The sequence below is a fragment of the Neisseria sp. P0020.S005 genome (assembly GCF_051957055.1).
Lineage (GTDB): Bacteria > Pseudomonadota > Gammaproteobacteria > Burkholderiales > Neisseriaceae > Neisseria > Neisseria subflava_A.
In genome coordinates, this window is record NZ_JBQCWV010000004.1 from 157535 (window position 1) to 170847 (window position 13313).

Consider the following 13313-nt stretch of genomic DNA (forward strand, 5'->3'; position numbering starts at 1 on the left):
AGGGGTGTTCAGACGGCCCAGCCGTTAGTATTTCACCAAAACCGCACCCCAGGCAAAACCGCCGCCGATGCCTTCGAGCAAAAGGTTTTGTCCACGTTTGATTTGGCCGTTTTTAATACCGACATCCAGTGCCAGCGGAATGGAGGCGGCGGACGTGTTGCCGTGGTCTTGGACGGTCAAGATCACTTTATCCATGCTCAAGCCCAAGTGTTTGGCGGTAGAGTCGATAATGCGCTTATTGGCTTGGTGCGGCACAATCCAATCGATTTGATCGGTGGTGTAACCGGCTTCTTCGATAACGTCATCGGCGATTTTGGACAGCATTTTGACGGCAAATTTGAATACGCCAGGGCCGTCCATACTGATGTAGGGTGAGCCGCAAATTTGGCCGTTGGCGATTTGTCCGGGGACGTTCAAAAGGTTGAGGTAGTTGCCGTCGGCTTTAAGTTTGCCGTGGATGATGCCCGGTTCGTCAGATGCGCTTAAGACAACCGCGCCTGCGCCGTCACCAAAGAGGACGCAGGTGGTGCGGTCGTTCCAATCGACGATGCGGCTGAAGGTTTCCGCGCCGATGACCAAAGCGTTTTTTGCCATGCCGCTTTTGATGTAGGCATTGGCAGTGGTCAGGGCATACATAAAACCGGCACACACGGCTTGTACGTCAAAGGCAGGGCAGCCGTTGGCAATACCCAATTTTTGCTGCACGATGGTTGCCGTAGAAGGGAATTGCATATCGGGAGTGGCTGTGGCGACGATAATCAGATCGATATCGTCAGCCTGCAAATCGGCATCTGCCAAGGCGCGGCGCGCTGACTCGGCGGCCAAGTCGCTGGTTTTTTCGCTGTCGTCTGCAATATGGCGAAATTTGATACCTGTACGCGTGGTAATCCACTCGTCGGAAGTGTCCACTTTTTTGGCAAGGTCGTCATTGCTGACGCGGTTGGCAGGAAGGTAGCTGCCTGTACCGGAAATTTTGGCATATTGCATGAGAACGGCCTTTTTAGAGAGTTGATTCAGATAGTCGGGTATTGTAAGCGAAAATGGGAAAATTCCCAATATTAAGAATGCAGTCGGTGATTAAAGATAAAAACAGGCCGTCTGAACTTTTTGGAGTTTCAGACGGCCTGTATATATCAGCCTTAAGCTTCCGTTGTTGAAATAGCGGTTTCTTCCAGTTCGGCTGCTTTGGCGGCTTCCAAAGCGGCCAACTGGGTGGCTACGCCTTGTTCGATTTGGGCGAGGCCGGCAGATTTGGCTTCGTGGTAGGCTTCTTCCAAAGCATAACGGAAGCCGACTTCGTCGGTTCCGCCGTGGCTCTTAATCACGATACCGCGTAAACCAAGCAGGATGGCGCCGTTAAATTTGCGCGGATCGAGTTTGCCTTTCAAGCCTTTGAGCGCGGGCAGGGCGGCAATGGCGGCAAGTTTGTTGAACAGGGTGCTTTGGAATTCACGACGGATGGCGCCGCTCATGAATTTAACCGCGCCTTCGATGGTTTTGAGCATAACGTTGCCAACAAAACCGTCTGCGACAACGACATCGGCTTCGCCATACAAAACGCTGTTGCTTTCGATATTGCCGATGAAGTTGAGTTTGCTGCTGCTCAACAGTTTAAAGGTTTGTTTGACGGCATCCGTACCCTTGATGTCTTCTGTACCGACGTTCAAAAGGGCGACGCGCGGACTGCCTTTTTCAGGGTGCAGCGCGTGTACCAGCTCGCTGCCGATGATGGCAAATTGAACCAGTTGTTCGGGCGTACAGTCGACGTTAGCTCCCAAATCCAAAGCCAGAGTAACGTGTTCGCTGTCGGAAGGCAGGAATTTGGCAATAGCAGGGCGCTCAATGCCGGGAATGGTTTTGAGGACGAATCGGGCGGTCGCCATCAGTGCGCCGGTATTGCCTGCCGATACGGCGGCTTGCGCATTGCCTTCTTTGACTTGGTTGATGGCGATGCGCATGGATGATTCTTTTTTGTTTTTCAGCGCGGATTGCGGCGCTTCATCCATTTCGACAACTTGCGCTGCATGGCAGACGGTAATGCGGTCCATAGGCGCGCCAGCAGAGCTTAATGCTTGGCGGACTGCTGCTTCATCTCCGACCATAATCAGATGTACGTCGGATTGCTGTTTCAGGAAATCCACTGCACCGGGGACGGTAACCGCAAGGCCTGCATCTCCGCCCATGGCATCTACGGCCAGTGTAATCATGTTGTTCTCCGGTTTGTGTGTTTCAGACGGCCTCAGACAATCGGACAAGCATACTCATCTGATTTTCAGGAGATTGAATTGAAAATCAGATGAAAAGGCTTGTTGCGACGGTCGTGCCAGATTTATTGGTTTTGCGCGGCCAATTTGTTGTGTTCGTCGATGTCCAGCGCATCCCAAGGATAGTTGATCCACCAGTCTTCCACGGTAATACCGCTGAAATAAGGGATGCCTTCGGGAATCTTGCCGACTTTGGCTTTGATTTTTTCATGCAATACTGCCACGCCGATGGTGCCGAAATCTTCTTTCAACAATTCGTTCAGGCAGAACTCCATGGTAACGCGGCTGTCGTCCACTTCGTCAACAACCAGTACGTTTTTGCCTTTCAGTACATCGGGAACGGGATCAAGCCATTGGACTTTTTTCACTTCCTCGGTCACCTGACCTTCGTGATCGTTGTCGTAGTAGGCCGTGGTGACGGCGTAAATCGGGATTTCCAAGAAGCAGCGCAACATGCGGGCAGGGATAAAACCGCCGCCGCCAATGGCAATCATGGCATCGTATTTGGTGCCGGAGTTTTGGATTTTTTCCGCCAATCCTTTGATTACGCGGTGAATGTCGTCGTAGGTGTACCAGATTTTACGTTTCATGGTGTGCTTCCGAAGAGGAAAATACAGGGTGCAATGCAAAAAAGCCAGTCATTGCATGGCAATATTCTGGCTTTTTCAGTCAGACGAACAGATTATTCGCCTTTAGCTTTTACCACTTTACGGCCACGGTACATACCGTTTGGAGAAATATGGTGTGGACGATGTACTTCGCCGGTTGCGCTGTCAACAGACAGAGAAGGCGCAGTCAGAGCGTCGTGTGAACGGTGCATACCGCGTTTAGAAGGGGATTTTTTGTTTTGTTGAACGGCCATTTCAAGCTCCTAGATAAATAAACTGTGTCCTAATTAACTGCTTTTCAAACCTGCTAAAACAGCGAAGGGGTTTGGTTTGTCCCGATTGACTTCTTCCAGTGTTCCATTGTTGCCGCAGTCTTCGTGTCGAGGGGAGAAAGGGAGCGACATCAGGATTTGGTCTTCAACCAGAGTCCGCACGTCAAGCTCTTTTTCGAGCAGCATGCCTTCCAATTCTTCATCGGCAAGCATGGCTTCGTCCAAACTCTCTTCATCGGCAAACAGGACGATACGGCTGGTTTCATCGAGTAGAAACGGCATGGGCGTAATGCAACGCTGGCAAATCAGGGGCATGTCGGCTTTGACGTTTAAATCGAGAAACAGACGGTGCAGCCGGTCGCGACCGCCTTGCAGCGTAAACGACACGCGTGTCTGTTTGTCGGCCGGATAATCGTGCGAACTGACTCGTTCATCCAATTCTTCGAGCAGGAAGCTGCCTTGCAGATTCTGCCCTTCGGCGGCGAAAACTTCTGGGTCAATCAAATTAGGGTATGACATAAACGGAGTATGATATAATTTCGGCGGTCTAACGTCAATGTTTTTAAGTAAAAATATGGAAGTAAAACTGCCTTTGGTTTTAGGGTCGAGTTCGGTTTTCCGCTGCGGACAGCTTCGCCGTTTGGGTATCGATTTTCAGACGGCATCGCCTAATTTTGACGAAACGCCTATTGCGGGCGAGCATGCGGGCGAGACGGCACTGCGTTTGGCGGAAGGCAAAGCCCGTTCATTGGCAGCAACTTTCCCTGCCGCGCTGATTATCGGCGCAGACCAAGTCGCATGGTGCGAAGGACGGCAGTTGGGCAAGCCGATGAACGTCGCAAATGCACAACAGATGCTGGCGGACTTGAGCGGGAAACGGATTGAATTTTACAGCGCAATCGTGCTTTTGAATACTGCTACGGGCAAGGTTCAGCATCATGTCGATCGTACGGTGGTTGTCATGCGACAGTTGGCGCAGGCGCAAATCAGCCGATATTTGGAACGCGAGCCGGATGCGGTTTATTGTGCCGGTGCGGCGAAGAGCGAGGGTTTGGGCGCCGCTTTGTTGGAGCGGATTGAAAGTACGGATCCGAATGCTTTAATCGGCCTTCCGATTTTCCGTCTGATTGATTTTTTGAAAAACGAAGGTGTGGAAGTTTTATAGTTTGAGGCCGTCTGAATGTGTTCAGACGGCCTGATATTTTTTGGAGTTGCAAGAATGAAACCGATTTTGTATTTGATTCCTACCCCTTTGGGTGCGCCTGATACGCCATGCCTGTTGCCGCATGAACAACAGGCGATTGTCGGGTTGACGGATTTTGTTGTGGAAGCGGAAAAAACAGCGCGTGCGCATTTGAAACATTTGGGCGTGACTACGCCTATCCGTGAGCTGAATCTGCAAACGCTGAATGAACACACGGATTTGAAGACTTTGCCGGAACTGCTGAAACCTTTGCAAGAAGGGCGCAGTATGGGCATTGTCAGTGAGGCGGGTTGCCCGGCTGTGGCCGATCCTGGCGCGAATTTGGTGGCATTGGCGCATAAACACGGTTTTGAAGTACGGCCTTTGGTCGGTCCGTCCAGCTTGTTGCTGGCGCTGATGGCTTCGGGTGCGAATGGGCAAAACTTTGCGTTTAAGGGTTATCTGCCGTCTGAAAAAAGTGAGCGCATTCAGAGTTTGAAGGCTTTGGAGCAACGTTCGCGCCAGCAGAATGAAACGCAGCTGTTTATCGAAACGCCGTATCGCAACGATGCGTTGTTGGCTGATGCGGTGGAAAACCTGCATCCTGAAACGCGCTTGTGCGTGGCTACGGACTTGACCTTGCCGACACAGGAAATCATCAGCCAGACGATTGCGCAGTGGCGAAAAAGAAAAGAAATGCCGAATTTGAAAAAACGCCCGACGATTTTTGTGTTGCATGCCGCTTAGAACTGGATTGGGTTCAATCTCAAACTGTATTTGTTTGAGGAAATAAAAAAGGCCGTCTGAACAACAGACGGCCTTTGTGTTGCCTAAACCTTCATCAAGAAACGACTTCGCCTTGGGCGCGTTGTTTTTCGATGCTGCGGTTGATATGCCATTGTTGGGCGATGGTCAAGAGGTTGTTGACTACCCAGTACAGAACCAAACCGGCAGGGAAGAAGAAGAACATGATGGAGAAAACCAAAGGCATGATTTTCATCATTTTCGCCTGCATAGGGTCGGTTGACGGCGGATTCAGATAAGTTTGTGCAAACATGGTCGCCGCCATAATAAAAGGCAGGATGTAGAAAGGATCCGGACGGCTCAAGTCGGTAATCCAACCCAACCAAGGCGCTTGGCGCAATTCTACGGAAGCGAACAATGCCCAGTACAGACCGATGAAGACGGGGATTTGCAACAGCATAGGCAGACAGCCGCCCAGCGGATTGATTTTCTCATCTTTGTAAAGCTGCATCATGGCTTGTTGCTGCGCCATGCGGTCATCGCCGTATTTCTCTTTGATAGCTTGCAATTTAGGTGCGGCGGCACGCATTTTTGCCATAGAGCGGTAAGAGGCGTTGGTCAATGGATACAGTACGGCTTTGACGATGATGGTCAAAACGATGATTGCCCAGCCCCAGTTGCCGATGATGTTGTGCAGTTGGTTCAAGAGCCAGAAGAGTGGGGAGGCGAACCAGTGTACTTTGCCGTAGTCTTTGGCCAGTTGCAGTTTGTCGGCGATGTTGGCGATAACGGAAGTGGTTTGCGGACCGGCATACAGATTGATGGCAGTTTCGGCTTTTGCGCCGGCTTGGATGGCGGCTAAAGGCACGCTGACGCTCGCGCTGTACAGGTTGTCGTTGCGGCGTTTGATGTCGATACGGCAGTCGCCTGCGGTGCAAACGCTTTGGCCGTCTTTAGGCTGTAAAATCCAAGTGGACATGAAGTGGTGTTCAATCATGCCGAGCCAGCCGGTCGGGGTTGTGCGGATGTATTCGGCTTCGGATTTGCCGGATTTGGCATCGTCGTCCAAATCAGAGAAGCTGACTTTTTGGAAGCTGCCTTCAGGGGTGTAAACCACCGGGCCGACGTAAGAGCGGGTAAAGTAGCCTTGGCCTTCAGGTTCGCTATGGTCGCGAACGATGCGGTAGTCTGCGCTCAGGTTGACAGGTTGGCCGTTGCTGTTGGTGATGTCAAAGCGGACATTAACCAAGTAGCTGCCTTTGGTAAAAGTATAAACTTTGTCGATTTTCAGGCCGTTGGTTTCAGGTGCGCTCAGGCGGACTTCAACTTTGTCGCCTTCCAAACTGTATTGTTTTTGCGGAGCGGTAAAGCTGATGCCTTTTAGTACGTTGTTGCCTTGTGCGTCCAAAAGCTCGGATTGGGCAACGTAGGTGTATTCTTTGCCGTCGTTAAACAGGACGAAAGGTTTGTGTTCGTCGCCGGTTGCTTTGTATTGCAAGAGGGTCAGCTGACGCAGGTCGCCGCTTTTCTCATCGATGACGGCTTTGACCGTGTCTGTGGTAACGGTAATGGGAGAAGCCGGGGCAAGCGCGGCTTCGGCAGCGGCTTTTGCCGGAGTGGCGGCCGTTTGCTGTTGCGTGGCTTGTTGCGCCGGATTAGGTTTGGGGCTGGGGAAAAAATGTTCCCAGCCGGCAAAGATTGCCACTGAAATGGCAAAAAACGCCATTAGTCTTTTAAAATCCATAAGAGATTCCTGGAATTGACGGATAGGTAATCGAGATGAAAACTGCTTCAGACGGCATTATATAGAAACCGACGGGAAATTAAAGGAAATCGTGTTCTTTAAATGGTTGACAGCAGCATTATGGAACAGGGTCATGTCCGTGTCCGCCGAAAGGATGGCATCGTGCGATGCGTTTGATTGCCAGCCATCCGCCTTTGAATGCGCCGTATTTTTTGACGGCTTCGACTGCGTATTGTGAACAGGTCGGGGTATAGCGGCAGCGCGGCGGAATGAGGGGGCTGATGCAGTATTGGTAAAAGCGGATGAGTGCAAGGAGGAGCTTGGAAAGCAGGGTGTTCATCGGCGTTTTTTCATCAGCTGGGCAAGTTGGTTTCGGGCTTCCGGGGCAGTTTCCCGATTAAACGCCTGACGCACGCGCACAACAAAATCATGCGGCGGCAGCTGGTGTTGATTCAGCCTGAACCAGTCGCGGATGACGCGCTTCATATAATTGCGGTCATGGGCGCGTTTGGCGGTCTTTTTGCTGACGACCAAACCAAGGCGCGGATGGCCGAGTGCGTTGTCTGCGGACTGGGAGACTTGCAGCAAATCGCGGCTGCGTCGGTTTTTCAACGCAAAAACGGATGAAAAATCATCCGTTTTTAATAAGCGATACTGCTTCGAGAAGCCGTAATTCAAAATTATACAGCCAGGCGTTTGCGGCCTTTGGCGCGACGGGCAGCCAATACTGCGCGACCACCGCGGGTTTTGGAGCGAACCAAGAAGCCGTGGGTGCGTTTGCGTTTGGTAACGGAAGGTTGATAAGTGCGTTTCATGATGTTTCCTAAAAATTGGTAGATAATTAAACCGTGAATTACACTCTAATTTGTTGCTTTTGTCAATCAATATAAAAACTTTTCGTTGGCCAAAGTGTGACAATGGGTTTTATGCATTGATAGAATTTGTGGATAAAATTTTGCGGCGGTTGTGGATAAAAAAGAGCGGAATGGGTATAATCGCCCAACCTTGCCTTTCTCTGTGCGCAAGGCCGTCTGAAAGCAGCGGGAGTATCGTAAAAATTTGATTTTTATCGGATTGCCGTCTGCACTGCCTTCTTGTATTTCCCAAATCTTCCATTTTCCGAGCTTAATCTCATGACGTTAGCTGAATTTTGGCCGCTGTGCCTTTGCCGCCTTCACGAAATGTTGCCTGCCGGGCAGTTTGCGCAATGGATTGCGCCTTTGACCGTGGGCGAAGAAAACGGCGTATGGGTGGTGTATGGTAAAAACCAATTTGCCTGCAATATGCTCAAAAGCCAGTTTGCCGCCAAAATTGACGCCGTACGTGCCGAGTTGGTGCCCCAGCAGGCTGCTTTCGCGTTTAAGCCGGGCGTAGGTGCGCATTATGAAATGGCGGCTCAGGCTGTTGCGCCGGTGCAAGTGCAAGAAGTCATTGAAGTTGAAGAGTTTGTAGAGCCTGTTCAAATGCCTTTGCAAACTGCTGCAATGGAAGAAGATAGGCCGTCTGAAACGGTTTCCAAGCCTGCCGCTGCCATGACGGCTGCCGAGATTTTGGCACAACGCATGAAAACCCTGCCGCATGAGCCTCAAGTGCAAACTGCTGCTCCGGCTGAGTCTAAAGCAGTTGCCAAAGCCAAAACCGACGCACAACACGATGCGGAAGAAGCGCGCTACGAACAGACCAATCTGTCGCGCGACTATACATTTGAAACTTTGGTGGAAGGTAAGGGCAACCGCCTTGCCGCCGCAGCCGCCCAAGCGATTGCTGAAAATCCGGGACAGGGCTACAACCCGTTTTTCTTATACGGCAGTACCGGTTTGGGTAAAACCCACTTGGTGCAAGCCATCGGCAACGAATTGTTGAAAAACCGTCCTGATGCCAAAGTGCGTTATATGCACTCGGACGACTATATCCGCAGCTTTATGAAGGCTGTGCGCAACAACACTTATGATGTGTTCAAGCAACAATACAAACAATATGACCTGCTGATTATCGACGATATCCAGTTCATCAAAGGTAAAGACCGTACGATGGAAGAGTTCTTCTATCTGTACAACCATTTCCACAACGAAAAAAAACAACTGATCCTGACGTGCGACGTATTACCTGCCAAAATCGAGGGCATGGACGACCGTCTCAAATCCCGTTTCTCATGGGGGTTGACTTTGGAACTCGAACCGCCCGAATTGGAAATGCGCGTGGCGATTTTGCAGAAAAAGGCAGAAGCAGCCGGTATCAGTATCGAAGACGAAGCTGCTCTGTTTATTGCCAATCTGATCCGCTCCAATGTTCGTGAGCTGGAAGGTGCGTTTAACCGTGTCAGCGCAAGCAGCCGTTTTATGAACCGTCCTGTCATCGACATGGATTTGGCGCGTACGGCTTTGCAGGATATTATTGCCGAGAAACACAAAGTCATTACTGCCGACATCATCATCGATGCGACAGCCAAATACTACCGTATTAAAATCAGCGATATATTAGGCAAAAAACGTACGCGCAACATCGCCCGTCCGCGCCAAGTTGCCATGAGCCTGACCAAAGAGCTGACCACTCTCAGTCTGCCTTCTATTGGCGATGCCTTTGGCGGTCGCGACCACACGACTGTGATGCACGGTGTTAAAGCGGTGGCGAAACTGCGTGAAGAAGATCCCGAATTGGCGCAAGACTACGAAAAACTGCTGATTTTGATTCAGAACTGACCCAATGCAATATTCAGACGGCCTGATGTCAATATGAGGCCGTCTGAATACAAAAAATATTTTAAAATACCCAAATCAACCGATTTCAAATTCAAAGGAATGGAACATGCTGATTTTACAAGCCGATCGCGACAGTCTGCTCAAGCCGTTGCAAGCCGTTACCGGTATTGTCGAACGTCGCCATACTCTGCCGATTTTGTCCAATGTGTTGCTGGAAAGCAAAGACGGACAAACCAAACTTTTGGCAACCGACTTGGAAATCCAAATCAATACCGCCGGCCCTGAAAGTCAGGCAGGCGATTTCCGTATTACGACCAACGCTAAAAAATTCCAAGACATTTTGCGCGCCCTGCCTGACAGTGCGTTGGTGTCACTGGATTGGGCGGACAACCGCTTGACTTTGCGCGCGGGAAAATCCCGTTTTGCCCTGCAAACCCTGCCGGCTGAAGACTTTCCGTTGATGAACGTCGGCAGCGACGTCAGCGCGACTTTCTCGCTGACTCAAGAAACCTTCAAAACCATGCTTTCGCAAGTGCAATACAGCATGGCGGTTCAAGATATCCGCTATTACCTCAACGGCTTGCTGATGCAGGTTGAAGGAAACCAACTGCGCCTTGTTGCAACCGACGGTCACCGCCTTGCTTATGCGGCCAGCCAAATTGAAGCAGAACTGCCGAAAACGGAAGTAATCCTGCCGCGCAAAACGGTATTGGAACTCTTCAAGCTGTTAAATAATCCGTCCGAGTCCATCACCGTTGAGCTTTTGGACAATCAAGTACGCTTCCAATGCAATGGCACGACCATTGTCAGCAAAGTCATCGATGGCAAATTCCCTGACTTTAACCGCGTGATTCCTTTGGATAATGACAAGATTTTCCTCGTATCCCGTACCCAGCTTTTGGGTGCGCTCGAACGTGCGGCCATTCTTGCCAATGAAAAATTCCGCGGTGCACGACTGTTCCTGCAGCCTGGTTTGCTGAGTGTCGTATGTAGCAACAACGAGCAGGAAGAAGCACGCGAAGAGCTTGAAATCGCTTATCAAGGCGGAGAACTCGAAGTCGGTTTCAACATCGGCTACTTGATGGATGTGTTGCGTAACATCCATTCCGACGATATGCAGCTTGCTTTTGGCGATGCCAACCGTTCAACGCTGTTTACCGTGCCGAATAATCCGAACTTCAAATACATAGTGATGCCGATGCGTATTTAATTGGGTGAACAAACAAAAAGAGCGTGTACGGGACACGCTCTTTTTTATAGGATTGAATCAAAAGGCCGTCTGAAAATTGTTTTTCAGACGGCCTTTTGATTAAACCGGGATAATTCGGTTAAATAGGAAAACTGGGATTAACGTGGACGTGGTTCGCAGTTTTTCACCAGGAATGAGCCGTTAGGGGCGTTCACGCCAACTACTTCAGAAGTAGTGTGGGTGTTTTTGTCGATGAAACCGGCAGACATTGCATAACCTTGACGGTTGGTGAAAGTAGTGCCAGTGCTGTCAGAACGTTTTTTGTTGACAACCAAAGAGGCTTTTTTGCCACCGGCGTTTACGTCAGCAGTAACTGCACGACCGCTACGGTCAAAGCCGTACATCACGTTCAGTGATTTGCCACCGTCACAATGGTAAGAAACGAAGCCGGCAGGTGCAGCGGCAGCAGAGAAGGAAACAGTAGCCAATGCGGCTGCAGTGATAACAGAAAGTAATTTCATGATCTAAGCTCCATATGAGGGTTGTGTGTTATCTTGCAAAATGAGAAAGGGTTTCCGTTTGCAGATGAAGCGTATTTTAGGCGTTTTGTCGGTAGTGGCAATTAGGTAAATTGCAAAACAGTGTTTACTTATGCTTACCCGATTGTTTATTAATAGAAAGTTGTTTGTAATTTGGTGTTGCAAAGTGGTTATGCGGATTGTTGCGGAATATATACATTAATGATTCTTTAAGAAATATAGCGAAAGAATACAAAAAAGGCCATCTGAATATTCAGACAGCCTTTGATATGAAGCGGTTTACAAGAAGAAAATTGAAGCGATAGTCACAGCGATGACACCATAGATGCTCATCGGGATGACAGTTTTCTTGATGATCGCGCCTTCGGCGTTGTTTACGTTCAACACGCTGCATACGGCGATGATGTTGTTGATGCAGACCATGTTACCCATTGCGCCGCCTACGGATTGCAGGGCGAGGATGAGGGTAACGGACAGGCCGGTATCAAGCGCGATTTGTTGTTGAATCGGACCAAAGGTCAAGTTGGATACAGTGTTGGAGCCGGAGAAGAATGCACCGATTGCACCCAGGTATGGGGAGAAGTACACCCAGTGTTCGCCAGCCATATTGGCAAATTCTTTACCGATGATTTTCACCATGGAGTCGTCGCCGCCAACCATCATCAGTTGAACCATAATCAGCGCACCCATCAGGGCAAGCAGAGGTTTTTTGGTTTGGTTGAAGGTTGCAGCGTAGAAAGACCACGCATCTTTGAATTTGGTTTTGTACAGCAGGATGCAAATCCAAACGGTGAAGACAAACGGAATCCAAGCCGGAACGTAGAGGGTTTGGTAGGAAGCGTTTACGCCTTGGCCGAAGATGTTGCCGAAGGTGATGGTCAGGGAGTCGCTGACGGTGATTTTGGACAAATCAAACGGCAGTTGGAAGCTGAACCATTCTTCTTTGCTGGTCAGCAGGCCTTTGATGCCCAGCTGTTTGATACGGGTTATCACCAGCATGCCGATCAGCATACCCAAAGGAGCCAGTGCTTTGGCAACTTGTGCGAAAGGTACTTTTTCTGCATTCGGGTCTTTGGCGTAATCTTTGCTCAAGCCCCAGCCGCGGTTTGCGGCGAATACGGATACCATCAGGCCGATTGCGCCGGCAACTAGAGATGGGAATTCTTCATTGACCATCGCCAATGCAACGTAAGGAAGGGTACAGGAGAATACGGCGATACCGATGAAGCCCAAGTTTTTGCGGATTTCAGCCCAAGGTACGATGAAGCTCAAGCCGATCACAGGGATGATGAAACCAGCAAAGAAGTGCATTACGCCGGTTTGCATACCGATTTCCATAATGCTCTTTTGATCCAAGCCCAAAGGAGCGAAGCCGAACCAAGTCGGGGTACCTACTGCACCGAAGGATACGGGTACGGAGTTCATGACCAAAGTGAAGATGGCTACTTTTAATGGGTTGAAGCCCAAGCTCATCAGGATTGGCGCGGCAATGGCGGCAGGTGTGCCGAAACCGGATGCGCCTTCAATCATAAAGGCGAAAGACCAGCCGATGATCATCAACTGGGCAATCGGATTCGGGCTGATGGTGGCCAGCCATTTGCGGATGACATCGATACAGCCGGTGGTTTCCATCATGCGGTTAAACATAATGGCACCGAAAATTACGGTAATCGGGGTCAGGGTAGAGACGAGGCCGGACGCGGCTGTTGCGTTGAGCAACATGGCATCGTCGCCGAAATAAAACAGTTTGATGGCATAAATCAGCGCGGCGGTAATCGGCAACGCGACGTAGGACGGCATACTGTTTTTCTTAACCATCAGCCAGATCAGCAGCACGATGGGAAAAATACTGAGAAAGAGAGCCATGGGATTATCCTCGGGGCAACAAGCATCATAACCGTCAATCAATGGCGGTTTGATGCGATGTGTTGAGTAGTTAATGTTTTTCGAATAAGGATTGCTATTTTTTTAGATGCAACCAGTTATCAGGTAAATTGGTTTTACCAATTTATGAAAACTGTTGCACACTTTACGTAATCTTATGTAATCGGTCAAGTGGTTTGTAATAAAA

General features: G+C 49.9%; 15 protein-coding genes. 4 read left to right on the forward strand and 11 right to left on the reverse strand.

Annotated features, from left to right (window positions below):
• Nucleotides 1-24: 24 nt before the first annotated feature.
• The 5 genes from ACTHTU_RS05180 to ACTHTU_RS05200 form a co-directional block, all read right to left on the reverse strand.
• Nucleotides 25-987 (reverse strand): beta-ketoacyl-ACP synthase III, encoded by a 963-nt coding sequence (locus tag ACTHTU_RS05180; protein WP_440361960.1) that lies wholly within the window; start codon nt 985-987, stop codon nt 25-27.
• A gap of 152 nt (nt 988-1139) precedes the next feature.
• Nucleotides 1140-2207 (reverse strand): phosphate acyltransferase PlsX, encoded by a 1068-nt coding sequence (plsX, locus tag ACTHTU_RS05185; protein WP_440361961.1) that lies wholly within the window; start codon nt 2205-2207, stop codon nt 1140-1142.
• A 122-nt stretch (nt 2208-2329) separates the two neighbouring features.
• Entirely contained in the window at nt 2330-2854 is a 525-nt protein-coding gene (locus ACTHTU_RS05190; protein WP_049332638.1) for a phosphoribosyltransferase, read from the reverse strand.
• A 92-nt stretch (nt 2855-2946) separates the two neighbouring features.
• The gene (gene rpmF / locus ACTHTU_RS05195; RefSeq protein ID WP_002240035.1) at nt 2947-3126 is read right to left on the reverse strand and encodes a 50S ribosomal protein L32; all 180 of its coding nucleotides are present in this window, start codon (nt 3124-3126) and stop codon (nt 2947-2949) included.
• 33 nt (nt 3127-3159) lie between these two features.
• Nucleotides 3160-3663, reverse strand: coding sequence for a YceD family protein (locus ACTHTU_RS05200; protein ID WP_070460410.1), 504 nt, complete (start codon nt 3661-3663; stop codon nt 3160-3162).
• 55 nt (nt 3664-3718) lie between these two features.
• On the opposite strand from ACTHTU_RS05200, the gene ACTHTU_RS05205 reads away from it, so the two are divergent.
• Together ACTHTU_RS05205 and ACTHTU_RS05210 are read left to right on the forward strand one after the other, a co-directional pair.
• Nucleotides 3719-4309 (forward strand): Maf family protein, encoded by a 591-nt coding sequence (locus tag ACTHTU_RS05205; protein WP_440361962.1) that lies wholly within the window; start codon nt 3719-3721, stop codon nt 4307-4309.
• 54 nt (nt 4310-4363) lie between these two features.
• On the forward strand, nt 4364-5074 hold the full coding sequence (locus tag ACTHTU_RS05210; RefSeq protein ID WP_440361963.1) for an SAM-dependent methyltransferase: 711 nt from the start codon (nt 4364-4366) through the stop codon (nt 5072-5074).
• A 94-nt stretch (nt 5075-5168) separates the two neighbouring features.
• Here ACTHTU_RS05210 and yidC read toward each other — a convergent pair whose 3' ends face one another.
• The 4 genes from yidC to rpmH all read right to left on the reverse strand — a co-directional run bounded on the left by yidC (nt 5169) and on the right by rpmH (nt 7630).
• A complete protein-coding gene (gene yidC / locus ACTHTU_RS05215; protein ID WP_440361964.1) occupies nt 5169-6815 on the reverse strand; it encodes a membrane protein insertase YidC in 1647 nt (548 codons plus the stop codon).
• A gap of 118 nt (nt 6816-6933) precedes the next feature.
• The gene (yidD, locus tag ACTHTU_RS05220; RefSeq protein ID WP_003682178.1) at nt 6934-7155 is read right to left on the reverse strand and encodes a membrane protein insertion efficiency factor YidD; all 222 of its coding nucleotides are present in this window, start codon (nt 7153-7155) and stop codon (nt 6934-6936) included.
• A complete protein-coding gene (gene rnpA, locus ACTHTU_RS05225) occupies nt 7152-7493 on the reverse strand; it encodes a ribonuclease P protein component (protein ID WP_003748912.1) in 342 nt (113 codons plus the stop codon). Before rnpA ends, yidD begins: the two co-directional genes overlap by 4 nt.
• A 2-nt stretch (nt 7494-7495) precedes the next feature.
• Entirely contained in the window at nt 7496-7630 is a 135-nt protein-coding gene (rpmH, locus tag ACTHTU_RS05230) for a 50S ribosomal protein L34 (protein WP_002214728.1), read from the reverse strand.
• Between the two features lie 318 nt (nt 7631-7948).
• On the opposite strand from rpmH, the gene dnaA reads away from it, so the two are divergent.
• Together dnaA and dnaN are read left to right on the forward strand one after the other, a co-directional pair.
• Nucleotides 7949-9514: a chromosomal replication initiator protein DnaA gene (gene dnaA, locus ACTHTU_RS05235; RefSeq protein WP_440361965.1), complete on the forward strand. Its 1566-nt coding sequence runs from the start codon at nt 7949-7951 to the stop codon at nt 9512-9514.
• 106 nt (nt 9515-9620) lie between these two features.
• Nucleotides 9621-10724, forward strand: a complete 1104-nt coding sequence (gene dnaN / locus ACTHTU_RS05240) for a DNA polymerase III subunit beta (RefSeq protein ID WP_004520410.1) — start codon at nt 9621-9623, stop codon at nt 10722-10724.
• 137 nt (nt 10725-10861) lie between these two features.
• Here the strand turns inward: dnaN and ACTHTU_RS05245 are convergent, their stop codons facing one another.
• Together ACTHTU_RS05245 and ACTHTU_RS05250 are read right to left on the reverse strand one after the other, a co-directional pair.
• On the reverse strand, nt 10862-11224 hold the full coding sequence (locus ACTHTU_RS05245) for an ACP-like domain-containing protein (protein WP_070460395.1): 363 nt from the start codon (nt 11222-11224) through the stop codon (nt 10862-10864).
• 297 nt (nt 11225-11521) lie between these two features.
• The gene (locus ACTHTU_RS05250; RefSeq protein WP_070460394.1) at nt 11522-13108 is read right to left on the reverse strand and encodes an L-lactate permease; all 1587 of its coding nucleotides are present in this window, start codon (nt 13106-13108) and stop codon (nt 11522-11524) included.
• Nucleotides 13109-13313 lie beyond the last annotated feature (205 nt).